The organism is Spongiibacter tropicus DSM 19543 (assembly GCF_000420325.1).
Lineage (GTDB): Bacteria > Pseudomonadota > Gammaproteobacteria > Pseudomonadales > Spongiibacteraceae > Spongiibacter > Spongiibacter tropicus.
Genome location: NZ_ATUS01000001.1, coordinates 2,049,737 through 2,074,661, shown reverse-complemented (window position 1 = coordinate 2,074,661; position 24,925 = coordinate 2,049,737). Strand labels below are relative to the sequence as shown.

Below are 24,925 nucleotides of genomic sequence, written 5' to 3'. Positions count from 1 at the left end.
CCCGCTACAGGTTCAAACGCAGCTCGGCCGATACCGTTCTCGGCGGCAACAGAAAGCCCATGTGGGAACCACTGAAAATGGGCATATCGGCGGCGAAGTGGCGGATGGTTTTGTTTTCCAGATTTTTTACATGGGCCATCAGCTGCCAGCGGCCGTCGGGATCAACCAGCCCGGCGTGCAGGTTCACCATAAAGTAGCCGTCCTGACTGTCCAGTGGATCGGCATCCAGATCAAACAGAATATCGTCCCGCCAGTTCACATCGGCGCCGAGCATCAGCGCCACTGAATCCCGCCATAGCGGGATCGCGGTATTGCCCCCCAGGGTCGCACTGTACTTGGGAGCGCGGGGCAGGCGCGAGCCACTCAAATCGCAGAAGTCGCCGCCATTGGCCGCGGTGCACGGACCATCTTTGAAGGTGTCGAAGCGCGCATCGCTGTAACCCCAACTGGCATAGAGCGAGGTGCCCTCCGCCGGACGAAAGCTCAGATCAAACTCAGCCCCTTGCGTCGTCGCCTCGGCAGCATTACTCACAATAAAGCCGTTACCGATAAAGGCCTGAATCTGCATATCACTGAACTCGGTGCGGTACAGCGCCGCGTTCAGGGTGAGCATGCCATCCCAGCCGGTGAGCTTGTAACCCAGCTCAAGCGCTTTGGCGCTCTCCTCTTCAAACCCCGACTCCTCTGCGGTGCGCGCCAGCGGATTATAGCCACCGGCTTTGAAGCTCTCGGCATAGCTCGCGTAGAGCAAGTCGTCGCCCAGCTCATATTTCACCGACAGCTTCGGCACCAGCGTCGACTCCTTGCGGCTATCGTCCAGCGTGTATTCGGTAACGCCGAAGGCGGCCGTCAGCAGCAGACCTGTTTCCTCGTAATTCTGATCCAGCAAGACCTGCTTCTCTTCCTCAGACGCGCGCAAACCGGCAATCAGGCTGAGGCGGTCGGTCACTTTCCAAGTGAACTGAGAGAACAGCGCCAGCGATTCGGTGCGCTGATCAAAGCGCTGGAACAATGCATCGCTGAGCACCCCGTAGAGCAGATCTTCAATCGGATTAGTGACGGGGCCCAGCAAGTCGTTGAGCAGCGTGTCGAGCAGATCGATACCCAGCAACGGCACCACCAGATCGTCCAGCGGCCCCTCGGGCAACATCCGCAGTTCACCACGCAGATTATTCTCCGAGCGGTAGGCAAAGGCGCCAAGCAGATACTCCAGTCGACCCGGCGGGCTGCTCAAGCGCAGCTCCAGCATTTGCTGGTTGTAGTCGGTGCGACGCCCCCAGTCGGCAATCGGCGCCGATGCGGTATCGGCATCCAGATACAGCCATTCATCGGCGCGGGCATCGCTGCCAATCAGGGTCAGTGTGTGCTCACCCACATCCCAATTCACCTCCAGATTGACGACCTCGGTATCACTGCGACTTTGATTGGGCGCATCGGCATGGCTGCGATAATCAAAATCGGTCTCCAGCGTGGGATCAAAGCGGCCGTGGAGAAATTCCGCAGCGCCCGTCAGTAAGAAGGGCTCCCAGCCCTGACCCGAATCGCGGGATTCGCCTTGATAATAGGTGAGCACCGCCGACAACCGATCTGTTGGCGTGAACAGCAGCTTGGCACGCAGGCCTTCTTTATCGACCCGTTTTTCGCTGCTGCCCCGCAGCGTATTGCGCACATAGCCGTCCTGTCGCTGCCGCGTGGCGGCGATACGCAGCGCGAGCCGGTCTTCGATTAAGGGCGCGTTGAGCATCAACTCGTAATGCTCACCATTGAACTGCCCCCAACCGATCATCGCGCTGGCCGCCCACTCGTTCTCCGGATTGGCGGTGCTGATGCTGATCGCCCCCGCCACGGTGTTCTTGCCAAACAGGGTCCCCTGCGGCCCCTTGAGCATTTCCACCCGGCTGATATCCAGAAACGCGTCTTGCAGGAACGCCGTTTTCCCGTAGTAGATGCCGTCCACATACACGCCCACCGCCTGCTCCATGCCGTCGTTAATCGGCGAGTTCAGACCGCGCATGCCCACCTGCACATAGCCCGGCGTCATATTGATCTCGGTGTTGGGGCTTGCCAGCGAGATGTCCTCAAAGGACGTGACTGCGGAGTTCTTCATGCGCTCGGCACTAAGGACTGACACCGCGATCGGCACATCCTGAATCGATTCCGATCGTTTCTGGGCGGTGACAATCACCTCTTCCAGATACGCCGGTCGCGGGCTGTTTGCCTGGCTGACGGTCTGCGCCTGAGCGGGAACAGCCAGCGCAATGACAAGGGCGGTGATGGCTTTTTTCATTATTGTTTCACCTGATGTCGAATGGGTGGAGTCGGAGTCCGTTTACTGTCGCGGCAGACAGAGCCGCTTCATCACGACAAAGGCATATGCCGCGAGCAACAGCGCGACGAGCAGCACGGCGCCCAGCGCTGACGGCGATCCCGGCGAGGCATCGTCTGCCAGCCAGTGCCGCAGCCAGATAAAGCAGGGCCAGATGACAATCAGCAGATACAGCCCCATGGCGGCAGCAATCTTGAGCAGCCGGGGGGTATCAACCTGAAAGGGCTTAACATGAGCGAGCGCATCCATTCTCAACTTCTCTCCACGATTTACAGGGGTTTGACGACTGCGAGGTACAGCACCAGCAGGCCGGTCACGGAAATCAGCGGCGTGGTCACAATCAAAAACCACCAGTGCTGGTGCAGGACCTGCTCATAGCGCCGGGCCGCATCAGCTCGGCCACTGAGACGGATCTGCCGTTTGTTACCGCCAAAATGCGACAGCCAGTAATCGACAATCTCAATGGGCAAGAACACCAGCACCACAATGCACAACTTCAACGCCAACCAGTAATGCTGTGGCCCCCAGGCGCCGACACTGAGCAGCGCCAGTCCGCTTAACAGCAGCAGCGGGAAGGCCGCGTGTTCAATCAGCACACCGTGATCGAAGCGCTCCATCGCCAGATTGCGCTGAGCAATGCGCTCGGGATTGCGCGGATCACGCTGCCAGGCGCGCATCACCGGCACCAGATAATTGAGGTAAGCCACCGCAGTACTGCCCAGCCAGAGCACGGCAAAGCTCAGGTGCAGAAATTTGATGTGCAGATAATACGGGGCGAGTTGTGCGCCCAATTGCTGAAAAAACATTGCCCTGACTCATTGTTATTGATTATTTTGGTACGGCAGTATTTCTATACCATACCGTATGGTACGGTTTTATTATTGTCAATATATTTGACTAAATTGGATGGCACTTTATGGCGGACACAGGCCGACGAAGTCGCGAGGACTTCATTAATGCCGCGCTGGAGCTGCTAGCGGAAACCGGCTCAGTCAAAGCCCTCACCATCGATGCCCTCTGTGAGGCACTGCAGGTATCCAAAGGCAGCTTTTACTGGCATTTCAAAAACCGGCAGGCGCTGATCAGCGCTCTGGTCGACGCCTGGTCAGGGGTGTTTCACGAGAGTATTCACCAGCGCATCGAGCAGGCCAGCAACCACAACCCCCGCGACACCTTTCAGTCGACAATTCAGTTCTGGCTGAGCGGCAACTTTATGCGCATGGATGCGGTGATGCGTGACTGGGCGCGACAGGAGCCCGCGGTAGCGGAGGCGGTCGCTCGCGCCGACCGCCTGCTGATGGATTTTCTCTGCGAACAATTCAAGGCACTGGGGCACAGCGAGACTGAAGCCCGCCGCCGCGCCAGACTGCTGATCGCCATCGGCGTGGCAGAAACCCAGATTGGCCACTTACCCCGTGCGGGCGGTATTGAGGAAGAAGTGCTCTGGGTCAGCCGGCATCTCATTGAGGCAGACTGACCCCGAACGCAGCCCCGTCTAACGACGGCGAAAGCGCACCGGCAAACCGTCGGTGGGAAAAGAGATCGGCACCGGGTTGTAAGGCATGACGTAATCCGGCGCTACCTCAATGCGGAAGTGCTTGAGCAGATGGAACAGCACAATCTTCACCTGAATTTCGGCAAAGTTCAGACCGATGCATTTGTGACTTCCCCCGCCAAAGGGCAGCCACTGATAAAAATGCCGCTTGTGCTCGGCGCGTTCCGGCGCGAAACGCTCTGGATCGAACTTGCGGGGTTCGGTCCACCACTCGTCTAAATAGTGGGTCATCAGCGGCGATACCCCCACCGAGGTATTGGCGGGAATACGATAGCCAAAGATCTCGGTTTCACGCACCGTACGCCGAGGGATAACCGGCACAGGCGGGTACATCCGCAGGGTTTCCTGCATGGCGTACTGTGACAGCGGCAGTTCCGCCAGCTGATCGAAGTCTGGCGCATCGGTATCCAGCGCCTGCATCTCGTTCCAGAGTCGATCCTGCCACTCGGGGTGCTTCGCCAGCAGGTAAATCATTGAGCACAGGGTACTGGTGGTGGTGTCGTGGGCGGCAAACAGCAGGAAGATCACGTGGTCGCGCACCGCCTCATCGCTGAGCATATTGCCGTCTTCATCCCGGGCCTGACAAAACTGGGAGAAGAAATCCGGCCCCGGCGACTGGCGCTTGCTGGCGATGTGTTTTTCCACAAACTGTTCGAGCACCCGGCGACCATCCAAGCCCTTCTTCCAGGTAGTGCCCGGAATCGGCAATTTCACCACCGCCAGCGAAGCCTCCATGGCATGTACGAAGGCGCGATTCAGGCGCTGGGCCTCATCACCGATCGCCACCCCCATAAACACCTGAGCCGCCACATCCAGCAACATGGATTTGGCCAGCGCCTGAAAACTCAGGGTTTCCTCGACGGTTTGCTGCGACAGGCGCTGCCCGATCATGCCGTTCATGGTATCCACGTAACTGGCCAGCACGTCTTTTTTGAAGGCGCCCTGCAGAATACGGCGGTTTACCTTGTGGTCGGCAAAGTCCATCAGCATCAAGCCGTTGGGAAACAGCCGGTCGAGGAAGGGGTCCCAGGCCTTCTTGCTGGAAAACAAGCGCTCGCTGTCTTTCAGCACCAGCTCATTGGCCTCAGGACCGACCAGTGCGACGGTGTGCTGCAACATGGCGCGGTTGCGGAAAATCCGCCCGTAACGCTGGTACTTCTCCATCGACATGCCGAGGTAGTCGGTCAGAAAACGTACCGTATCGCCGAGAACCGGCAAGGCACCGTCGTCGCCGGGAATATGCTTCAGGTCGCCACTGGGGCGACGGGGCATCGTCAGATAATCCTTATCGACCGCAGACTTTTGCATGCTAGCGCTCCCGTTCAGGCCTGTGCTGTCTCACTGTGATCCACATTGGCGAGCTGCGCGCGCAGATCTTTTTTGAGGATTTTGCCCGAGGGGTTACGAGGCAGCGCGGGCACTTCGTGAATGTGTTTGGGAATTTTGAAGTTGGCAATGCGGCCGTGGCAGAACGTCACCAGCTCATCGACTGACGGCAGGCTTTCCCCACCCTTAACCACCACCGCCATGGGCACTTCGCCCCAGCGCTCATCGGCGCGACCAATCACCGCCACATCGGCAATATCGGGATGGCTCATCAGCAGGTTCTCGATCTCCGCCGGATAGATGTTCTCACCGCCGGAAATAATCATGTCTTTGACCCGGTCCTGAATATACAGATAACCATCGTCGTCGAAGATGCCCGCATCGCCGGTGTGTAACCAACCATCGACAATGGTTTCTGCGGTCGCCTCGGGACGCTGCCAGTAGCCCTGCATGAGCTGTGGCCCGCGCGCCAGCACTTCGCCCACTTCGCCGGGCGCACATTCCTGCCCCTCGGTATTGACGATTTTCAGCTCGGTGCCAAACACCGCGCGACCGCAGGAACGCAGCAGGCCCGGCTGCCCCGCCAGCGCGCGGCGGTGATCGCCCGCGGTCAGGAAGGTCAACGCCATGGTCGCTTCAGTCTGACCATAGCCCTGCACGAAGTCGCAATCGAACACCTCAATACACTGGCGCAGCAGCGATTCGGAGATCGGCGAGCCGCCGTAGTTGATGGTTTTCAGCGCCGAGAAATCGTAGCCACTCATATCCGGCACCATCGCCAGCGAGAATTGCAGCATCACCGGAATCACGGCCACCGTGGTGATGCGCTCGTTCGCCAGGGTCTCGATCATACCCACCGGGTCGTAGTCGCGATGAATCACCATCGACGAACCGTAGATTACCCCCAGCATGGCGCCGACCAGACCCACCGCATGGAAGGTAGGGGCGATCACCAGTGAGCGGTCCTCTTCACAGGGCCAGATGCCGGTACTCATCGGCGACTGGTAGCTGTTGAGCAGGACATTGCCGTGGCTGATCAGCACCCCCTTGGGATGTCCCGTGGTGCCGCTGGTATACATATGAAACAGAATATCGTCACCAGCGATCGTCACCGCGCTGGCCTGCCCGGCGCCCTCGCACCACTGCGCCAGCGATGGGCCGTCACCATCGCCATCCAGCATGACGCGCGGCAACTCGCCGCAGCCTTCACATAGCGGGGCAAACTCGGCGTCGAGAAACAGCTTTTTCACACCCGCGTCAGCAGCAATGTAAGCCACTTCGCCTGGGGCCAGACGGTAGTTGACCCCCACCGGAATCACCCCGGCACGGGCACAGCCCATAAACACACTCAGATTGTCGACCGAGTTCTTCGCCAGAATGGCAATGCGGTCGCCCTTCTTCAGACCATCGCGCTGCAGCGCCGCCGCGATGCGTTCAACATGCGCATGCACCTCGCCAAAGCTCAGATCCTTGCGATCATCTTTCATCATCGGCTTATCGCCCCGCCGTGCGGCGTGGAAGGGCAGATAGTCGTTGAAACTGCTGAATAAGCTGCTCACGGTGACACTCCTTGGAATTTCTTATGCATTATTGTTGTTCCCCGAGACCGGCACGGGGCGATACTTGGGATTGTCGACCGCCAGTTTTGCCGCGGCAATGTCCTGCAATGCCCATAACAGGCGCCGGTCGCCAATATCGACCTCGCCGCGAGCGATCAACGCACAAAGTGAGCGTCGCAGTGTGCGCAGCGCTTGTTCTTCAGTATTTCCCAGCAGCCGTTGCAGGCCGTCACGCTCGCGCGCCGTCACCGCCTCGCCCTGCGCCAGTTGGCGCTGCACAATACCCAAACTGTGCAGGCAAACCCGCAGACCATATTTCAGACTGGGATCGTCGATAGCAGGCAGTACGCGGTCTCGCAGAAAACCGTCGATGGCGGCGCAAAGCTGCTCGCCACTGGGGTAGTCGCTGCTCATGTGCGCTCCTCAATCAATCGGATAAGATCCACTTCACACTCGGAAATCCGGCGCCCAATCGCCGCGCGCTCCACCGACACCTGCTGGCCGCTCAGGTGAACGGCGCACTGGTACAGGCACAGCACACCCCACTTCAGCACCCCGAAGATTTCCCAATAGGCCAGTTCATCGTCGGTGACCGGCGTTGCTTGCCCAGTGTTGTAGGCCGTCAGCAAATCGGCTTTGCTGCCAAAGCCGCCGACCGGCTGGTCCACCTGCGCAAAACGCCAGGAGTTCACACACAGCCAGCCAAGGTCTTCCACCGGGTTGCCGATATGCGCCAGTTCCCAGTCCAGCACGCCGCTGAGTCCCTGCTCGTCGACCAGAATATTGCCGTTGCGGAAATCCCCATGTACCGGCGCCGGAGGACGAGATCGGGGCGGGTTGGCCGCCAGCCAGGCAAAAGCCAGCTCGAAAATCGGGATCGGCTCGTCAAATTCACGGTAGCGCTGCCGGTAGCGGGCGAGGTCTTCGGCTACCGAAAAGCGTGGCAAGGGCAAACCCGCAATGGGCATTGCGTGGAGCCGCGCGAGGACCTCGCCGCACTGGCGGGCCAGCCGCTCACGGGCAGTGGCCAGTTCGGGCAGCGTGAGGATGCGCTTGGGCAGCGACTCACCGCCGAGGCGGCGCATCACAAAACCCGCTCCAACGTCGCCGCACTCCGGCGTGATCGCCAAGACCTCCGGCACCGGCAAGCCGGCCGCAAAGGCCGCGCGAATCACCTCGGCTTCCTGGCGCTTTTGCAGGGCGTTACCGAACTGGCTGGTCTCGTCACCACAGCGCAGAATCAGCGGAGCGGGTTCGCCATCCAACAGTGCATCCACCGCGAAGATCTGCGCCGCCGCACCACCGGTCAGCGGGCGAATAGATTGAACCCTGCAGTGATAGCCGCCTTCGTCGGCCAATACCTCGCCGAGCATCTCGCTGACGGCATTCACGACATCAGCTCCGCATCGCGCTCGCCAAAGTCCCAGCCCTCGCCGCGGGCATAGCGTTTGAGCACGCGTTTGGCCAGCGACTGGATATGCACTTCATCGGGGCCATCGTAAATGCGCGCCTCGCGGGCGTGCCGATACATGCGGCTCAGCGGCGTGTCGTCAGTCAGGCCCTCGGCGCCGTGAACCTGAATCGCGCGGTCGATGACGTTGTGCAGCATGCGCGCGCCCGCCACTTTGATGGCAGCAATCTCCACCCGCGCATCGTCGCCACTGTCGATGCAGCTCGCCGCGTGCAAGGTGAGCTGGCGACAGGCCTGGATTTCCTGAAAGCTGTCGAAGACGTGTTGTTGCAACAATTGTTTGTCGGCCAGCGGAGAGCCAAAGGCGCGACGCTGCTGCAGGCGCTCGCACATCAGATCAAAGGCCCGCTGGGCCTGTCCCAACCAGCGCATGCAATGGAAAATGCGCCCCGGCCCGAGACGCTTCTGGGCGATGAGAAAGCCCTCGCCACGACCGCCCAGCAGGTGGTCGGCGGGCACCCGCACATTGTCGTATTCCGCCTCGAAGTGGCCGCCGTTAATTCCCAACACCGGGGTCTCCCGCAGCAGGCGATAGCCCGGTGTGCCCATCGGCACCAGAATCATACTGAAGGCGCTGTGCGCCGGGGCGTCGGGCTCGGTGCGACACATCACCGTGGTGTAGGCGGCAATATTGGCGCCGGTGGTGAACCACTTGCGGCCGTTAATCACCCAGTGGTCACCATCGAGCACCGCGGTGGTTTCGATTTGCGTGGGATCGGAGCTGGAGACTCCCGGCTCGGTCATCGCAAAGCTGGGGTTGATCTCACCTGCGGCCAGCGGCATCAGGTATTTTTCGCGCTGCGCCGTCGAGGCATAGAGGTCGAGCATCATCGAGTCCTGCAGCGTGTAGGTGCCAAAAATACGCTGCGCAAACTCGGAGCGCCCAATCACCTCATTCAGGTAGACGTACTCCATAAACGGCATACCCATGCCACCCAGCTCGCGCGGATGCCCGAAGGCCCACAGGCCCTGCGCCTTGGCTTTTTGCGCCAGCTCAGCCAGCACCGCCTCGGCACGGTCGTGATCCGCCGACTGCATCAGCGGCTCACGGGGATAGATTTCCTGCTCTAAAAACACCCGCAACTGTTGGCGGATGTCGGTCCAGACTGGCGTCATTTTATTATTCTCCGCCTCAGTGATCGACTCTTGCCAAGTCAATCAACGTGCTGCATTATTGTCAAGCATATTGACTTGCTTGCATACGGAACCGCGCCGCTACGCGGCCCATAATAAGAGAGACGCCAATATCATGAGCACCCCGCTTACGCCCCTGGGCAATGTCCATCATGCCGCCTACCGCTGTGTCGATGCGGAGCAGACGCGCTGGTTTTACGAGGATTTACTCGGCCTGAAGCTGGCCGCCGCCTTTGAGGAAGATATCGACTTTGGTGAAAATCTCGGCCGCAACCGGCACTTTCTTCACATCTTTTTTGAGCTGGCTGACGGCAATTATCTGGCTTTTTTCGACGAGCCAGGCATTTCCAAACCCGAACATTTTGGCCGCAAAGACAGCTTCGATATGCACATTGCGCTGGAAACCGAATCACTGGAAACGCTGAAAGCCTGGCAGGACAAACTCAACGCCGCGGGTAAAACCTGCCTGGGGCCGGTCGACCACGGCTTTGTACACTCGGTGTATATGTACGACCCCAACGGGATTCAGGTCGAGATCACTTGCCGGGCGGAAAACGGCGAGGCGATTATGGTGGAAGAAGCCGCACACGCTCGCGAGGCACTGGCGGCCTGGACAGCGAAAACCCGTCCACAGAAAGAATCCGTGTTCGGCGCCGAGCGCCTCGATAAACGCGGCCGCGGCTGAGCAAGCCGCCGCGTTTACGCTTAATCCGCCAGACGCTGACACTGCGCAACAATGCGTCGCGCAAAGAGTCTGGCGGTCTCCAGATCGCCGGGCAGCGGCCCCTCTTCAACACTGGCATCGGCGGGTGATTGGGCCATCAGTCCGGAAAACGCCCCGAGATAATTCACATCATTGCGCTGCGCCGCCTTGGTGTTGGCAGCGGGCAATCCGGTGCCGACCCAGAGCATGCCGTGCTGCATCGCGAAAGTATGCAAGTAGCTCAGCGTGGCCGACTTATCGCCATTGATGGAGGCCGAGTTGGTAAATCCGGCGGCGAGTTTATCTTTCCATTGCTGCGCCATCCAGCGCCCGCTGGAGGCATCGGCCACACGCTTGAACTGCCAGGAGACACCGCCCATATAGGTGGGCGAGCCAAAAACGATGGCATCGGCACCGTCCAGCAGGCTCCAGTCAGCGTCACTGATCTCACCATCTTGATTGATGGTAATACAACTGGCGCTGACACCCGGTTCAGCCGCAATGGCCTCAAACAGCACCTGCGCCAGGCGTTCGGTATGGCCGTAGCCACTGTGGAATAACACGGCAATGGTCGACATGATGGACTCCTTATTATTATCGCTCTGCTATGGTCAATACCGGTCTCAGCGCTCCGGCGCAACAATGGCCACCGGCCCCCAGTTGCGGTTCAGTGCCTGCTTTAACCCCTTGTAAGCGGTCTTGCCAATACGCGCTTCAAGCTGCTGTTCAATACCAATCAGAATGCGCTCCGCATCCCGGCGAATGGCATCGGCGGCGGGGCTGAACTGCACGATCTTGGCGCGTTTGTCGCGCGGATCAGCCACCAGCTCCAGAATTTCCTCATCGCGCATGCCCTGCAAAATCTGGTGGATGGCCTGACGGCTGACACCGAGATTGCGGGCAATGTCCGCCGGGCGGTTAATACCCGCCGTGACATTAAGCATGATCATCGAACGGCTGCGGTTCATGCGCGCCCAGCCCGCTGCTTCAAGACTGGCCTGCAGGCTTTCGTCCACCCAATACAGCGCGTAGGCCAGGGTGCCAATCAGGTAGTCCTGCTCCTTATCCACCAGTTTTTTCATGGTTTGCCTTACTCCCTAAAACGATGGCCCATTGTAGGCCAATGCGGGCGAAAACGGGGCAGCTTTATCTTGATTTATTGTAAATAAAATTGACAATATAGAGATCCGACAAAGACCACACAAGGAAAACGATAATGAGTGCGTCCGGTAAAAGCTACGAGCGAATTCCCTACCTGATCTTTTATCAGGACAAAAGTCCGTTCAAAGAAACCTACGGCGGGCCGCTGGATTTTGGCGCGCTGAAATCTCATCACCTGAAGCCCGCCAATCCGCGCTGTAACACGGTGATTTTATTTATGCACCCGGTGGGTGGCGGCGAGTATCTACCCATGGTGGTGGCGCTGGCGAAGGCCGGATTCCCGGTGATTTACTGCCAGAGCCGTTACTCCGGCAATGACAGTGCGCTGATTATGGAGAAGGTTGCCATCGACATGGGCAACTGCATCCGCCACGCCAAAACCGAACTGGGCTACGACAAGGTCATTCTGGCAGCCTGGAGCGGCGGCGGTTCGCTGTCGCTGTTCTATCAGAGTCAGGCGGAACAGCCCAGCATCCGGCAGACACCGGCCGGTGACCCGGTAGACCTGACCATACAAGATTTCATCCCCGCCGATGGCTTGATGATTCTCGCCGCGCACGTCAGCCGCGCCCACACGCTCACCGAGTGGATGGATGCCTCGATTCAGGATGAGAGTGACCCCGACCAGAAAGACCCGGAACTGGATCTCTACAATCCCGCCAACCCCAATCAGGCGCCCTACAGTGATGACTTTCTGGCACGCTATCGCGCCGCCCAGATCGCCCGAAACCGGCGCATTACCGGCTGGGTAAAGGACAAGCTGACCGCCTTGAAGTCGGCGGGGCGCGAACACGATGAATTTGGTTTTGTGGTGCACGGCACCATGGCCGACCCGCGCTGGCTTGACCCGGCCGTCGACCCCAATGAGCGAAAAGCCAATTGGTGCTATTTAGGCGATCCGCAGGTGGTGAACAATGGCCCGGTCGGACTGGCACGGTTCTGCACCCTGCGCAGTTGGCTGTCGCAATGGAGCTATGACGACTCCAATGCCGACGGCGTGCGCTGCGCGGCGTCGATCTCGGTGCCGACACTGGTGGTCGGCAACACTGCCGACGACGCCTGCACACCCAGCCACACCCAGCGCCTGTTCGACGCCATTGCGCACGACAATAAGGAGCGTCACGATATTGAAGGCGCGACACACTACTACTTCGGTCAGCCCGACAAGCTCGCCGCCGCGGTGGCGGTCTGCGATGACTGGCTCACACGAAAAGGTTTTGCGGACTGAGCTGTTGTAAGGAAGGACGTGCCGGGCTGCCAGGCCCGGCACGCGAAGCCGCTTACAGGCTGGGATTAATCAGGTATTTCTTGCCGGTGGCCTGCTGGCTGTACTCGGCGACCACGTCGGCCTGCAATACATCCAGCAGCGACACTTCATCGCTGTAGTGGCTGGCAAAGGTGCTGTGCAGCTCATCGGCCACGCGCTGGCGCAATTCGCCGGCGCGCTCCGGTCCGACCTTGGCAATGAACGGCGTCAGCAGCCAGGCATTAATGCCCCAACTGAAGCCGAAGTTGCGGTGGATAATCGTCGGCGACAAATCCAGGCTGCCGTAGATGTAGAGCTGCTTGAAGGTATTGGAGCCGTAGGGGCCCGGCAGCTCGACATCTTTCAGCGCCGCCTTTTCCATACAGGTGAGAATACGGCTACCCAGCTCACCGCCGCCGGTGGCGTCAAACGCCAGATAGGCACCCGTCTCCTCAATCGCCCGGGTCAGATCGCTCATAAAGCTGTCGTCGCTGGAGTTGCAGATGTATTTAGCGCCCTGGGATTTCAGCAGCTCGACCTGCTCGGGCTTGCGCACAATATTAATCAGTTCAATGCCGTCTTTCTGGCAGACACGATTGAGCATCTGCCCGAGATTGGACGCCGCCGCCGTGTGGATCAGCGCCTTGAAACCTTCACGGCGCATCGTCTCAACCATACCCAGTGCCGTCAGGGGATTCACAAAGCAGGACGCGCCGTCGCGGGCCGAGGTGCCATCATTCAGCGGCAGGCACTGCATCACATTCACTTTGCGGTACTGACAGTAAAGCGCGCCATCCATCACCGCCACGGTTTTGCCCAACAGCGCCTGCGCGGCGGCGCTCGCACCGGCCTTGACCACGGTGCCCGCCCCTTCATTCCCGGCCGCCAGCGGCTTGCCGATTCGCGGTTTGACGCGGTTCTCCAGACCAGGACGCAGCTTCGCGGTGTACACGGTATCGGCACCACTGCCCGTGGTTTTGCCGGTGCTGACATCGGCGGGGGCAATCAGTGTGGCCTGATCCGAGGGGTTGATAGGGGTCGCTTCAATGCGCACCACCACCTCGTCGTCGCCCGGCTCGGGGATCGGCGAGGATTTCAGTATCAGCTTGAGGTAGCCGTCGTCGGTGACCAGCGAGCGCAGTTGCAGGCCGGTATCGGGAAGCGTGTCGTGCATGGCAAATGCCCTTCTGATTATTGGACAGCTAGCCTAGCACTTTCCGCCCCCCACGCTCACCTTTGCGGAAAAGCTCGCTCGCTCACCACTGCAGATTCAAGGCGGCAAACAGCTTGCGACCCGACTTTTGACGGCTGTTGTAGGTGCCGGGGAAGAACACCGTGTCCAGCACCTGCCCAAGCACTTCCTCATCGCTGAGGTTGCTGCCACCGAGCGTCAGAGCCCAGCGCATATCCGGCGAGGCCAGGCTCAAACGCGCGGAATAGGTGGTATAGCCCGGCGAAAAGCTCACGGGATCGAGGTCGCCGTCGGTGTACTGATCGCCCTGATAGAGCACATCGACCGCCGCACTGACCGCCAGGCCAAACAGTGGAAACTCCAGGGTCGGTGTCAGGCTGGCGGTCTGCTTGGGAGCAAAGGATATACGGCGGCCGCTGAGATCCTGCTGGGCATCCACGCCATTGTTGATCGGTGCTGGCGCAGCCGGATAGCTGTCATAGCGGGCATCAAGCAGGCCCAGCGAACCATTAATCCGCAGGATGGGGAGCGGCGTCAGCCAGGTGAAGTCCATTTCCACGCCGTCGGAAATCGCGGTGGCGGCGTTTTTCACATCGAAGAACGCGCCGTTAAAGGCCAGCACCTGCAGGTTTTCGAATTCCGTCCGGTACACCGTCGCATTTACTTGCAGACTGCTGCTAAAGAAGGTGCCTTTGAAACCCGCTTCCACCGTGCGCGCTTCCTCGGGCTCAAAGTTGAGGTCTTCACCGCCGAAGGAGGAGGCGTTGAAGCCACCGCTCTTGTAGCCACGGGCAATACTGGCAAACAGATTGCTCTGTTCATTGAGGTAATACTGCACCGACAGTTTCGGCGACAGATCGCTCTCGCGGCGATTCAGATCGTCGGCCTGGTAGTCTTCAGCACTGAGCGCCGTCGCCATAATACAGAGACCCAGTGCGGCGGTGCGGCAGCTTGCCTCGCCGGTGGCCAGCGCCGTTTTGCGCTCGCGGCTGTAACGCAGGCCCGGGGTAATGACCCAATGCTCGCCGAGCGACCAACTGAATTGCGCAAAAGCCGCATAGGCAGTGGTATCCAGGCCATAGTCCAGGATATAGCGGTCGTCACCGATAATCGCCGACCCCAGCCCGGAGAGCAGGCCCAGCCCCGCCAGATTCAACCCACCCAATAAACCGCCGGAGCCCACTGAAGTATTGCCGCTGATTAGCTGCAGTGCATCATCGGTCGTGAGGTAGGAAAGCAGATCCCGCCCGGCGCGAATTTGAGTGGTCTGATCAAACCGCGAGTCGAGGTAATACAGCCCGGCCACCAGATTGACGTCGTCGCCCAAACCAAAAAGGCTGTCGGCAGACGCCGTAAAGCGCAGCTCCAGCGAATCCTGTTTGTAGTCAGAGCCCACGCCGAGATTGGCGAGGTCAGCCGGGGAGGCATCGAGATCGGTCAGGCTGTCGATCAGCAGCGTGCTGGTAGCGGCAATACCGGTCACCACGGTGTCGCGCAGCCCGGCCAGTTCACCCAGCGACCACTCCGCCAACAGCGATACGCCATCCGAATCCTTGTTCACATAGCCAGGGGTATTATACGAACTACGAAAGTTATAGGGGTCATCTTCGACTTCAGGATCATAATTGCTCAAGAAAGTGCGCGTATCTTCGTCGAGCTGATGAATCTGCAAGCCCCAGTAATTCGCCTCGGTATCTGAGCGAAATGCGGTCAGCGCCAGATGCAGGCGATCAGAGGGGTCGAAAAACAGTTTGATACGCTGGGCACTCTGACGGTGCTCGTCGTCTTGACGGTTGAGGAACTGGTTATACAACTCACCGTCGCGATCGCGCTCCATCAGCGCCAGACGCATACTCAAGCGCTCCCCCATCGGCACCGTCGCCGCCGCCTCTAACTGCTGCTCATCGGTATCAAAGCGCTGATAGGAGAGCTTGCCGTCCAGCTCGCGGCCGGGGTCAACGGTACTCACATTGAACACCCCAGCCACGGTATTCTTGCCGAACAGCGTGCCCTGCGGGCCGCGCAGCACCTCGACGCGGGCGATATCAAACATGGCCTCACTGAAATAGGAAGGGCGATTGTAGAACACCTCGTCCTGCACAAAGCCGACTGAACTTTCAAAGGCCGCGTTTAGGGGGTTGGAGCCAAAGCCACGAATATTAATCTGGGTGAGCGCCGGATCGGTGTCGGAAGAAAAGCGCACATTGGGAATATAAGGCGCCAGATCCTGCAACTTGACGGCACCTACCGACTTCATGAATTCACCGCTGACCGCCGTCAGCGAGATCGGCACATCCTGCGAGGACTGCTTAACTTTCTGGGCACTGACCAGCACCTCTTCAATCATGCGCGGCATCGCGGCGTCCGCCGCATTCAGCGGCGACGATGCCAATCCCACGGACAAAACTGCTGTCAGCGGCGCTGCGGCGCGCCACCCAAACCCACCACTTTTGAACATAAGCATCCATCTGTTTTTATTATGTGGCAGCCCGTCGGCAAGGCCGTGACGGACCGGATATTATGTCAACTTTATTTACATTATTAACGGCTTTATCAAAGCGGGTCAACTGCCCGCAAAAATAAATTCGTGGCACGGATGCTGGACAGTCTAACGCCATTACTGTCAATATTGTTGACAAATAACAAGAGGATGCCAAGGTGCTGGAACTGCATACTGTGCCAACCCCCAACGGTCACAAAATTTCGATTGCGCTGGAAGAACTGGCGCTGCCCTATCGTATTATCGAATACGATATCAGCAAGGGGGAGCAATTCAGTCCTGAACTGCTGGCGCTCAACCCCAACAATAAACTGCCAGTACTGCGTGATCCGCAGCCCGCGAGCGGTAATGAGCCAATCACCGTCTTTGAAACCGGCGCCATCCTGATTTACCTCGCCGAAAAAACCGGCCGACTGCTGGCCGCCAGCGGCCCCGAACGCTATGCACAATTGCAGTGGCTGATGTTCCAGATGTCGGCCGTCGGTCCATTGCAGGGACAGGCCCATCACTACGTGCGCTACGCAAGGGTAAAACAGGACTATGCGCAACAGCGCTATCTGCAGGAAACCCTGCGCCAATGCCGGGTACTGGATACACAACTGGCCGAGCAGGAATACATCGCCGGGGCATTTTCCATTGCGGACATTGCCCTGTGGCCCTGGTTGCGCGCACTGCCGCTGATCGGCATTGAACTGGCCCCGCGCTTTCCTCATCTCGCCCGCTGGTTTGCGCAGCTTGCTGCACGCCCCGCCTTTGAGCGCGGCAAGGATGTGATCAATGGCTGGGTCTACGAACTGCCGCCGAATTTCTTTATGGAGCTCGACGAAACCACCTGGTCCTATTCCTTCGGAGAGGAACAGTATCGCGACCGTCGGGAGGCGCAGTCATGAAATCACTGTTTTCTGTGGCCGGCAAAACCGTATTGATCACCGGCGGTTCGCGGGGCATCGGTGCGATGCTGGCGGAAGGCTTTGTGCGCAGCGGCGCGACGGTATTTATCAGCGCCCGCAAGGCCCGCGAGCTGGAGGAGTGCCGCGCACGGCTCGCGAAACTGGGCGACTGTCGCAGCCTGATTGCGGACATGTCTACCACCGCAGGCGTACAGGCGCTGGTCGACGCCGTGACCCAGCACACCGACACACTGGACGTGCTGATCAACAATGCCGGAGCGAGCTGGGGAGCGCCACTGGATCAGTTCCCGGAGTCTGGCTGGGACAAGGTGATGAACCTGAATCTCAAATCCCTGTTCTTTCTCAGCCAGCAGTTGCTGCCGTTACTGCGTCGCGCTGCCCGGCCCGAGGCCTACGCCAGCATCATCAATATTTCCTCCGTCTACGCACTGATGCACTCGCCGCTGAACACCTACTCGTACTCCGCCAGTAAAGCGGCTGTCATCGCGTTAACCCGCCAGCTCGCCGCAGACTTGCAGGCCGACCACATCAAAGTGAACGCCATTGCTCCCGGCTATTTTCCCAGCGCCATGACCGCGCCGCTGGATGAACAGGCGATGGTGGCGGAGATTCCCGCCGGGCGCATGGGCAGGCTCGAAGATATTGCCGGTACGGCGATTTATTTGGCCTCGACGGCTTCGGACTATATGACAGGACGCACTCTGGCACTGGATGGCGGCATACTGGCCAGCCGCTAGCACCGCAACCGTATTTGATAGAGGAAGACAGCCATGACTGGCGCGCTGACAGGACTTCGCGTCCTCGACCTGACCCACATGCTCTCCGGCCCGTTCTGCACGATGACGCTGGCCGACCTGGGCGCCGAGACGATCAAGATTGAGCCCCTTCAAGGTGAGGGCACCCGCAAGCTGCTGGCCACCGACCCCAAGCACTCGCTACACGGCATGGGGGCGTATTTCATTACCCTCAACCGCAACAAGAAGAGCGTCGCCATCGACCTGAAAAGCGAGGACGGTCTGGCGCTGTTCTATTCGCTGGTGAAAGAGGCCGATATTGTGGTGAACAATTTTGCTGCCGGGGTGCCCGCCAAGCTGAAGATCGATTACCCCCACCTGAGCGAGATCAACCCCCGCATTATTACCTGTTCCGTCACCGGCTTTGGCGAAGATGGCCCCGGCGCCAATCGCCCTGCCTTCGATCAGGTGGCCCAGGCCTACGGCGGCGGCATGTCGATTACCGGCACCGATGCCAGCCAGCCGATGCGCGCCGGGATTCCCATCGGCGACCTGGGCGGCGGCATGTTCGCGGTCATGGGGATTCTGTCTGCGGTGATCGAACGACAGCGCTCCGGGGTCGGCCAGCATGTGGATATTTCCATGCTCGATGCACAGGTGTCGCTGCTCAACTACATGGCGACCATGTACAGCATGTCGGGCGAAGACCCCGAGCCCATCGGTAACAGCCACTTTGTACATGTGCCCTACAACAGCTATCCCGTCAGCGACGGCCACATCGTGCTGTGCGTGCTGACCGACGGCTTCTGGCAGAACCTCAAAGCGATGCTCAACTGCCCCGCCCTCGACAAACCGGAATACGATACCCAACCGGGGCGTCTGGCCGACAAGGCCTTTATCGACGCAACGCTCGCCAATATCTTCAAGAGCAATACCCGCGCCCACTGGCTGGCCGAGTTGGAGAAATACCGTATTCCCTCGGCGCCGGTGAACCGTTTCTCCGATGCATTAAACGATCGCCAACTTCGCCATCGACAAATGGTGGTGCCACTGCAACACCCCTCCGGCGACAGCGTCGAAGGGCCGGGCTGCCCCATTAAACTGTCGCGCAGCCGCCCCGAGCACTACCACCCCGCCCCCGTGCTGGGACAGGACAGTGATGCCGTGCTGACGGAGGTTCTGAGGTTGGATGAACAGGAAGTGGCCCGCCTGCGAACGGCGGGCGTGATTGTGTAGTTAGCCGTCAGGCACGGCGCACATAGTCTTCGCTGAGCTGCCAGAGCTTTTCAGCGGCGGCGTCATCCTTACCCCAGGGCTTGATGCGCTTGGGCTTGCAGTCGGCAAAATACTCGCCGGTCACGCCTTCCAGACCGGGCGACGTCGCCACATAGATCGAGGTACTGGCACCTTTGTCAGGAGAGCGAAAGAAGGGCTTGAGAATCAGCGACACCGTTCTGGCCATCAACCCGCCATCCTGCTGACCGAGGCCGGTGCTCACCGCGCCGGGATGCACACAGTTTACGGTGACCCCGGTACCCGCCAGTTGTTTGGCCAGCTCGCGGGTCCACAGAATATTGCAGAGCTTGGAGTGCCCGTAGACCTTGAAGGTTTTATAGGGGTGGTTGGCGAACTCCGGGTCGTCGAACTGCACCCCCTTGGCGAAGGCGTGGGCCTCGGACGCCACCGAGACAATGCGTGACGGCGCGCTGTCAATCAGCCGCTGGCGCAGCAGTTCAGTCATCAGGAAGTAGGCCAGGTGATTGACCGCAAAGGTTTCTTCAATGCCGTCGGCGCTGAGCTTGCGCTCGGTGTTGACCACACCGGCATTGTTCAGCAGCAAGTGCAGCGGTTTCCCGGTATCCAGAAACTCCTGGGCCGCACGGCGAATATCCGCCATCTTTCCCAGATCAGCAATTAACAGCGTCAGTGCCGCATCGGCGCGAAGGGCTCGCAGCTCGGCCAGCAGCGCCTCGCCTTTGTCGCGGTTGCGACAGACGATAAACAGTTCGGCGCCCTGTTCTACCAACGCTTTCGCCGTAGCGCGACCAATGCCGTTGGTCGCGCCGGTAATCAAACACACTTTGCCCTGCATCATTATTATTCTCCCGTTTACAACGGGTCGGGGCTAACGCTTAATCAACTGCGCGAGTCCGCCCGTTATCATCAATGGCAACAAACACGAATTCGCCTTCGGTAACTTTTACCGGCTCTTCGTCGTCGTATTCTGTGGTCCACACCTCAACGTTTACGCGAATGGAGCTGCGGCCGACTTCCAGAATTTCGGTATAACAACTGACAACCGCGCCAACATTGACCGGCGTCAGAAACGCCATTCCGGCAACGGCCACCGTGGCAATACGGCCACCGGCGCGGCGACCAGCGGTAATCCCACCAGCCAGATCCATCTGCGACATCAGCCAGCCGCCGTAGATATCACCGTCAGCATTGGTATCGGCGGGCATCGCTATGACTTGCAGCGCCAGGTCGCCATTGGGGGCCGGCACGTCATCAATGTCACGCATAAAAGCTTCTTCCTGCATTAATGGTCATTATTGAGGGCCCAGTTAACGGATGCGCCCTAGTAATGTCAATCTAATTTCTCAGCTGCGTATCCAGGCTGGCAACCACGTCGCCAACTCGGGCCACATCGCCAGCAAGGCCAGCACAAACAGCTGCATGACAACAAAGGGGGCAACCCCGCGATAGATATCGCTGGTCGCCACCGACGCCGGGGCAACCCCCCGCAAATAGAACAGAGAAAAACCAAACGGCGGCGTCAGAAATGAGGTCTGCAGATTGATGGCAATCATAATACCCAGCCAGATGGGGTCGACACCCATCATCAACAGAATCGGCCCGACGATCGGCACCACCACAAAGGTGATTTCGATAAAGTCGAGAATAAAACCGAGCAGGAAGATCACCAGCATGACCACGGCTGTCGCCGCCACCACGCCACCGGGCATACCGTGGAAGGCTTCGTGGATCAGCTCGTCACCGCCAAACCCCCTGAAAACCAATGAGAATACCGCCGCACCGATCAGAATCATGAACACCATGCAGGTGACTTTCATCGTCTCACGGGACACGTCACCGAGCAGACTCAGGCTAAGACGGCCGCGCAGAAACGCCAGCAGCGCCGCGCCCAGCGCCCCGACACCGGCCGCCTCGGTGGGCGTCGCGGCCCCGAGTAAAATTGAACCCAGCACTGCGGCGATCAGCATCACCGGCGGCAGCAGGCCGTGCAGTAAATGGCCCAGCGAGGGTGCCTTCAGATCGTCCGCCGGGGGCGCACGGTGCGGCTGCAACAGCGCGACGCCCAAGACATAGGCCATATACAAACCCACCAGCAACAGCCCCGGAACCAGCGCGCCGATAAACAGGTCGCCAACCGACAGCGTTTTGGGGCTGAACACTCCCATCTCCAACTGCGCCTGCTGGTAAGCGCTGGACAGCGTATCGCCCAACAGCACCAGGGCAATCGACGGCGGGATGATCTGGCCGAGGGTGCCCGTTGCGCAGATCGTGCCGGTCGCCAGCGCCGGATCGTAGCCGCGCTTCAGCATGGACGGCAGCGACAGCAGGCCCATGGTGACCACCGTGGCCCCGACAATGCCGGTGCTGGCCGCCAGCAACATGCCCACCACCACCACGGAAATTCCCAGGCCCCCGCGCAGGCGTCCAAACAGCGACGCCATGCTGTCCAGCAATTCTTCAGCGAGACGGCTTTTCTCCAACAGCACGCCCATCATCACAAACAGCGGCACCGCCAGCAGAGTAATATTGTTAATGGTGCCAAACAGGCGATTGGGTAAGGCGGCAAGAAAACTCGGATCAAAGTGGCCGATGCTGATACCGATACCGGCGAAAATCATCGCCACCCCGGCCAGACTGAAAGCCACCGGATAGCCCAGCATCAACACCAGACAAATCACCACGAACATCAGCAGTGGCAACAGCTCAACGGGCATGATCGGCCTCCCCGTTGATCAGCACCAGCGCATTGCGCAGCAGTTCGGCGACGCCTTGTAAAGCCAGGTTTATGGCCATCAGTGGAATCAGGCTCTTCAGTAGAAACACCGCCGGGATGCCGCCCGGCTCCACCGAGCTTTCGCGAATCTCCCAAGCCTTGGCGCTGAATTCCCAGCTGGTGATCAGAATCAACCCACAGAGCGGGAGCAGAAACAGCAGTGTTCCCAAGCTGTCGACCCAGGCCCGCTGGCGGGACGAAAATCGCTGATAAAAGATATCCACGCGCACATGGGCACCGTGTTTCAGTGCGTAGGCCGCGCCGAGCATAAATACCGTACCGTGGAAGTAGCTTACCGATTCCTGCAAGGCGGTCAGGCCCTGGCCGAAGCCATAACGCATTACCACAACGGCAGCGGTAATCAGCACCATCAATGGCACACACCAGGCCAGTGCGCGGCCCAGTGCCTCGGTAAAGGCGTCGATCAGTTGTAGTGTCACTTTCATTATTGTTGGCGTGCTCGGGTCGACGTCAAAGCGCTCCATTATAGTCGCAGCAAGCGGGCCGTCGCCATGCGTCACACCGCTAAACACGGTATCATTAGGCGCTTTTATGGCCGGATTCCCCCTCGTATGACTGACGCGACCTTCGCCGACAAAGAAACCCGACTCGAACTGTTCGCCGGCATTCACCCGGCCAATCAACAGCCCGTCTTCGAGCAGTGCCTGGCGACGCCCTGTGACAAAGAAGGCGAGTACCGTCTGCTGAAGTCGCCGCTGTTTGTGCGCGGCGTGGCCGCACTGGACCGCATTGCCCTGAACCCGGATGCAAGAGGGCGCTTTCAAGTAGTGGAGCGCAGCGGCAACCTCTGTCTGCGCGTCTTTCTGCGCGAAGCCAACAGCGCACTGGAAGAACAGCTCACCGCCGAAGTGGAAAAGCTAGGCGGCAGCCTGGATGTCAGCAATGAGCGCGCACTGGTCTACAGCCTGTATTTCGGCGTAGGGTTTCTGACCGTGGAAAAACTGTTCGACAAACTGATTGCTCGCGGCGAAGCCAAGTGGCTATACGGCAATGTTTACGACGATCAGGGTGAACCACTGAACTGGTGGCAGGACATGGTCAACGCCTGAACCGCGCGACGATTACACAGGACACGATGCAATGCTGATGCTGATTTCACCGGCGAAAACGCTGGATTTCGACACCCCCGCGCACACCGCGCAGTACAGCCAGCCGGATTTTCTGGACGAATCCAAGGTGCTCATCAAAGAACTGCGCGCACTTGCCCCGCAGGATATTTCGGCGCTGATGAAAATCAGCGACAAACTCGGCACGCTGAATTACCAGCGCTTTGCCGACTGGCAGACGCCCTTCGCTCCCGACAACGCCAAGCAGGCGGTACTGGCCTTTCGCGGTGATGTGTATACCGGCCTCGACGCCGACAGCATGAGCGACGATGACCTGGCCTTTGCCCAGCAGCATCTGCGTATTCTGTCCGGTCTGTATGGCCTGTTGCGCCCCCTCGACCTGATTCAGCCCTACCGCTTGGAAATGGGTACCAAGTTTGCCAATGCCCGCGGCAAAAACCTCTACGAATTCTGGGGCAATGACATTACCGAGGCGATCAATGCCCAGCTTAAAGAAGCCGGGCCGCTGGTGGTGAACCTGGCCTCCAACGAGTACTTTGGCGCCGTGAAGCCAAAGGCGCTGAATGCCGAGATGGTCACCCCGGTATTCAAAGACTTTAAAAACGGCAAATACAAAATCATCAGTTTTTACGCCAAAAAAGCGCGGGGACTGATGAGCGCTTACATCATCAAAAACCGTATTACCGACGCCGAACAGCTCAAAACCTTCGACGTGGACGGTTATTACTTCAGCCCTGAAGAGTCCAGCGACAGCGAGTGGGTCTTCCTGCGCGACGAGCCCGCCTGAGGCTTATTCCATCGCCAGGATCTGCTGCCAGTGCTGCGGGTCGACCGGCATGATCGACAGGCGGTTGCCGCGCTTCAGCAGCGGCATATCCTCCAACTGCGGATTGGCTTTCAATTCGCTGAGCGGGATCAGCCGCTCGAGCTTGCGCACAAAACGCACGTCCACCATATACCAGCGGGGGTTGTCCTCGCTGGCCTTGGGATCGTAGTACTTCGATTCGGGATCACGAGCAGTGAAATCCGGATAGCCCTCACGCACCACCTCGGCAATCCCCGCCACTCCCGGCGTTTTGCAGGCGGAATGATAGAACAGCACCTGATCGCCCACCTTCATCTGGTCACGCATCATATTGCGCGCCTGATAATTGCGCACACCGTCCCAGTGCTCCGTGGCCTTGGGTCGCGCTGCCAGATCGTCAATACCGAAGGTATCCGGCTCAGACTTCATCAACCAGTATTGCATCCTGTTCTCCCCTTACCGACACTGTGCCCGCAAAAGTGTATCGGGCCGCCGCGAGCAGCGTCTACGAAAAGCCTCATGGCATAAACGAGGATACCCCATGGAAAAACCGTTTTCCCAAGCCTGTGAAAACAACAAGCGTCCCATTCTGGACGGACTGCTACCCGTGATGAAGCAGGTGGACAGCGTACTGGAAGTCGGCTGCGGCACCGGTCAACACGCCGTATTTTTTGCCGAGCACATGCCCTGGCTGCGCTGGCAGAGTTGCGACCAGCCGGAATATCTGCCCGGCGCGCGGCTATGGATTGACGAGGCTTCACTGGACAATCTGCCCGCGCCTCTGCCCTTTGAGGTCAACGCCCTGCCCTGGCCCGAGGGTCAGTTCAAAGCGCTGTACTCAGCCAACACGCTGCATATTATGAGCTGGACATCGGTGGAGCGTTTCTTTGCACGCCTCCGCGATGAGCAGCCCTCGCTGGAGTGGCTGTGTATCTATGGTCCGTTCAATTACAACGGCGCCTTTACCTCGCCGAGTAACGCCGAGTTCGACGCCTTTCTGAAACAGCGCGACCCGCTCAGCGGCATCCGCGATATCGAAGCCGTCGATGCCCTGGCCTCGGCGGCAGGTTTCACACTGCAACACGACCACGCACTGCCCGCCAACAACCGCCTGTTAATCTGGCAGCGCTGACGCAATCAGCAGGCAAAAAAAACCGCGGCACTGGGCCGCGGTTTTAGCTACT

General features: G+C 59.3%; 26 protein-coding genes. 9 read left to right on the top strand and 17 right to left on the bottom strand.

Translation table 11 applies throughout. The features are described from left to right. Positions 1 to 4: 4 nt before the first annotated feature. Genes G411_RS0109735 through G411_RS0109725 form a run of 3 tightly spaced genes read right to left on the bottom strand, consistent with a single transcriptional unit; the run spans position 5 to position 3,132 of the window. Positions 5 to 2,287 carry a TonB-dependent receptor gene (locus G411_RS0109735; RefSeq protein ID WP_022959011.1) on the bottom strand — a complete coding sequence of 761 codons (2,283 nt, stop codon included), beginning with the start codon at positions 2,285 to 2,287 and terminating at the stop codon, positions 5 to 7. A 42-nt stretch (positions 2,288 to 2,329) separates the two neighbouring features. Then, on the bottom strand, positions 2,330 to 2,575 hold the full coding sequence (locus tag G411_RS0109730) for a hypothetical protein (protein WP_022959010.1): 246 nt from the start codon (positions 2,573 to 2,575) through the stop codon (positions 2,330 to 2,332). A 20-nt stretch (positions 2,576 to 2,595) separates the two neighbouring features. Further along, entirely contained in the window at positions 2,596 to 3,132 is a 537-nt protein-coding gene (locus tag G411_RS0109725; RefSeq protein ID WP_022959009.1) for a hypothetical protein, read from the bottom strand. Between the two features lie 110 nt (positions 3,133 to 3,242). On the opposite strand from G411_RS0109725, the gene G411_RS0109720 reads away from it, so the two are divergent. Next, positions 3,243 to 3,803 (top strand): TetR/AcrR family transcriptional regulator, encoded by a 561-nt coding sequence (locus G411_RS0109720; RefSeq protein WP_022959008.1) that lies wholly within the window; start codon positions 3,243 to 3,245, stop codon positions 3,801 to 3,803. A gap of 18 nt (positions 3,804 to 3,821) precedes the next feature. On the opposite strand, the gene G411_RS0109715 is transcribed toward G411_RS0109720, so the two are convergent. From G411_RS0109715 to G411_RS0109695, 5 genes are read right to left on the bottom strand one after another with little or no spacing between them, the layout of a single operon-like run. Beyond that, complete coding sequence (locus G411_RS0109715) at positions 3,822 to 5,189, bottom strand: cytochrome P450 (protein ID WP_022959007.1); 1,368 nt, start codon at positions 5,187 to 5,189, stop codon at positions 3,822 to 3,824. Positions 5,190 to 5,203: 14 nt separating this feature from the next. After that, the gene (locus tag G411_RS20015; RefSeq protein WP_022959006.1) at positions 5,204 to 6,766 is read right to left on the bottom strand and encodes a long-chain-fatty-acid--CoA ligase; all 1,563 of its coding nucleotides are present in this window, start codon (positions 6,764 to 6,766) and stop codon (positions 5,204 to 5,206) included. A gap of 21 nt (positions 6,767 to 6,787) precedes the next feature. Beyond that, positions 6,788 to 7,180: a DUF6285 domain-containing protein gene (locus G411_RS21440; protein ID WP_022959005.1), complete on the bottom strand. Its 393-nt coding sequence runs from the start codon at positions 7,178 to 7,180 to the stop codon at positions 6,788 to 6,790. Further along, positions 7,177 to 8,157 carry a phosphotransferase family protein gene (locus G411_RS0109700; protein ID WP_022959004.1) on the bottom strand — a complete coding sequence of 327 codons (981 nt, stop codon included), beginning with the start codon at positions 8,155 to 8,157 and terminating at the stop codon, positions 7,177 to 7,179. Before G411_RS0109700 ends, G411_RS21440 begins: the two co-directional genes overlap by 4 nt. Next, positions 8,154 to 9,353 carry an acyl-CoA dehydrogenase family protein gene (locus tag G411_RS0109695; protein WP_022959003.1) on the bottom strand — a complete coding sequence of 400 codons (1,200 nt, stop codon included), beginning with the start codon at positions 9,351 to 9,353 and terminating at the stop codon, positions 8,154 to 8,156. The genes G411_RS0109700 and G411_RS0109695 overlap by 4 nt, the downstream gene beginning before the upstream one ends. Positions 9,354 to 9,486: 133 nt before the next feature. Here G411_RS0109695 and G411_RS20005 point away from each other — a divergent pair, with 133 nt between their 5' ends. After that, positions 9,487 to 10,056 (top strand): VOC family protein, encoded by a 570-nt coding sequence (locus tag G411_RS20005; RefSeq protein WP_037508463.1) that lies wholly within the window; start codon positions 9,487 to 9,489, stop codon positions 10,054 to 10,056. A gap of 20 nt (positions 10,057 to 10,076) precedes the next feature. Here G411_RS20005 and G411_RS0109685 read toward each other — a convergent pair whose 3' ends face one another. Continuing rightward, positions 10,077 to 10,652: a flavodoxin family protein gene (locus G411_RS0109685; RefSeq protein ID WP_022959002.1), complete on the bottom strand. Its 576-nt coding sequence runs from the start codon at positions 10,650 to 10,652 to the stop codon at positions 10,077 to 10,079. Positions 10,653 to 10,697: 45 nt separating this feature from the next. Next, positions 10,698 to 11,156: a MarR family winged helix-turn-helix transcriptional regulator gene (locus G411_RS0109680; RefSeq protein ID WP_022959001.1), complete on the bottom strand. Its 459-nt coding sequence runs from the start codon at positions 11,154 to 11,156 to the stop codon at positions 10,698 to 10,700. Positions 11,157 to 11,290: 134 nt separating this feature from the next. On the opposite strand from G411_RS0109680, the gene G411_RS0109675 reads away from it, so the two are divergent. Continuing rightward, complete coding sequence (locus tag G411_RS0109675; RefSeq protein ID WP_022959000.1) at positions 11,291 to 12,463, top strand: alpha/beta fold hydrolase; 1,173 nt, start codon at positions 11,291 to 11,293, stop codon at positions 12,461 to 12,463. Between the two features lie 52 nt (positions 12,464 to 12,515). Here the strand turns inward: G411_RS0109675 and G411_RS0109670 are convergent, their stop codons facing one another. Together G411_RS0109670 and G411_RS20000 are read right to left on the bottom strand one after the other, a co-directional pair. Next, entirely contained in the window at positions 12,516 to 13,655 is a 1,140-nt protein-coding gene (locus tag G411_RS0109670; protein ID WP_022958999.1) for a zinc-binding dehydrogenase, read from the bottom strand. A gap of 82 nt (positions 13,656 to 13,737) precedes the next feature. Further along, positions 13,738 to 16,071: a TonB-dependent receptor gene (locus G411_RS20000; RefSeq protein ID WP_169530659.1), complete on the bottom strand. Its 2,334-nt coding sequence runs from the start codon at positions 16,069 to 16,071 to the stop codon at positions 13,738 to 13,740. A gap of 260 nt (positions 16,072 to 16,331) precedes the next feature. Here G411_RS20000 and G411_RS19995 point away from each other — a divergent pair, with 260 nt between their 5' ends. Genes G411_RS19995 through G411_RS0109650 form a run of 3 tightly spaced genes read left to right on the top strand, consistent with a single transcriptional unit; the run spans position 16,332 to position 19,054 of the window. Next, positions 16,332 to 17,063: a glutathione S-transferase N-terminal domain-containing protein gene (locus G411_RS19995; protein ID WP_022958997.1), complete on the top strand. Its 732-nt coding sequence runs from the start codon at positions 16,332 to 16,334 to the stop codon at positions 17,061 to 17,063. Next, positions 17,060 to 17,821, top strand: coding sequence for an SDR family oxidoreductase (locus G411_RS0109655; RefSeq protein WP_022958996.1), 762 nt, complete (start codon positions 17,060 to 17,062; stop codon positions 17,819 to 17,821). Before G411_RS19995 ends, G411_RS0109655 begins: the two co-directional genes overlap by 4 nt. Before the next feature lie 33 nt (positions 17,822 to 17,854). Beyond that, complete coding sequence (locus G411_RS0109650; protein ID WP_022958995.1) at positions 17,855 to 19,054, top strand: CaiB/BaiF CoA transferase family protein; 1,200 nt, start codon at positions 17,855 to 17,857, stop codon at positions 19,052 to 19,054. Positions 19,055 to 19,061: 7 nt separating this feature from the next. Here G411_RS0109650 and G411_RS0109645 read toward each other — a convergent pair whose 3' ends face one another. The 4 genes from G411_RS0109645 to G411_RS0109630 all read right to left on the bottom strand — a co-directional run bounded on the left by G411_RS0109645 (position 19,062) and on the right by G411_RS0109630 (position 22,294). After that, positions 19,062 to 19,913, bottom strand: coding sequence for an SDR family oxidoreductase (locus tag G411_RS0109645; protein ID WP_022958994.1), 852 nt, complete (start codon positions 19,911 to 19,913; stop codon positions 19,062 to 19,064). Positions 19,914 to 19,950: 37 nt separating this feature from the next. Beyond that, on the bottom strand, positions 19,951 to 20,340 hold the full coding sequence (locus tag G411_RS0109640) for an acyl-CoA thioesterase (RefSeq protein ID WP_028968315.1): 390 nt from the start codon (positions 20,338 to 20,340) through the stop codon (positions 19,951 to 19,953). Positions 20,341 to 20,418: 78 nt separating this feature from the next. Next, complete coding sequence (locus G411_RS0109635; protein ID WP_022958992.1) at positions 20,419 to 21,789, bottom strand: TRAP transporter large permease; 1,371 nt, start codon at positions 21,787 to 21,789, stop codon at positions 20,419 to 20,421. Continuing rightward, positions 21,779 to 22,294 (bottom strand): TRAP transporter small permease subunit, encoded by a 516-nt coding sequence (locus G411_RS0109630; protein WP_022958991.1) that lies wholly within the window; start codon positions 22,292 to 22,294, stop codon positions 21,779 to 21,781. Before G411_RS0109630 ends, G411_RS0109635 begins: the two co-directional genes overlap by 11 nt. A gap of 126 nt (positions 22,295 to 22,420) precedes the next feature. Between G411_RS0109630 and G411_RS0109625 the strand changes: the two genes are divergently transcribed. Then, on the top strand, positions 22,421 to 22,918 hold the full coding sequence (locus G411_RS0109625; protein ID WP_022958990.1) for a DUF4265 domain-containing protein: 498 nt from the start codon (positions 22,421 to 22,423) through the stop codon (positions 22,916 to 22,918). Positions 22,919 to 22,949: 31 nt separating this feature from the next. Then, positions 22,950 to 23,723 carry a peroxide stress protein YaaA gene (gene yaaA / locus G411_RS0109620; protein WP_022958989.1) on the top strand — a complete coding sequence of 258 codons (774 nt, stop codon included), beginning with the start codon at positions 22,950 to 22,952 and terminating at the stop codon, positions 23,721 to 23,723. 3 nt (positions 23,724 to 23,726) lie between these two features. Here yaaA and G411_RS0109615 read toward each other — a convergent pair whose 3' ends face one another. Beyond that, positions 23,727 to 24,185, bottom strand: a complete 459-nt coding sequence (locus G411_RS0109615) for an EVE domain-containing protein (RefSeq protein ID WP_022958988.1) — start codon at positions 24,183 to 24,185, stop codon at positions 23,727 to 23,729. A gap of 97 nt (positions 24,186 to 24,282) precedes the next feature. Here G411_RS0109615 and G411_RS0109610 point away from each other — a divergent pair, with 97 nt between their 5' ends. Continuing rightward, positions 24,283 to 24,873, top strand: coding sequence for a DUF938 domain-containing protein (locus G411_RS0109610; RefSeq protein ID WP_022958987.1), 591 nt, complete (start codon positions 24,283 to 24,285; stop codon positions 24,871 to 24,873). Positions 24,874 to 24,925: the final 52 nt, after the last annotated feature.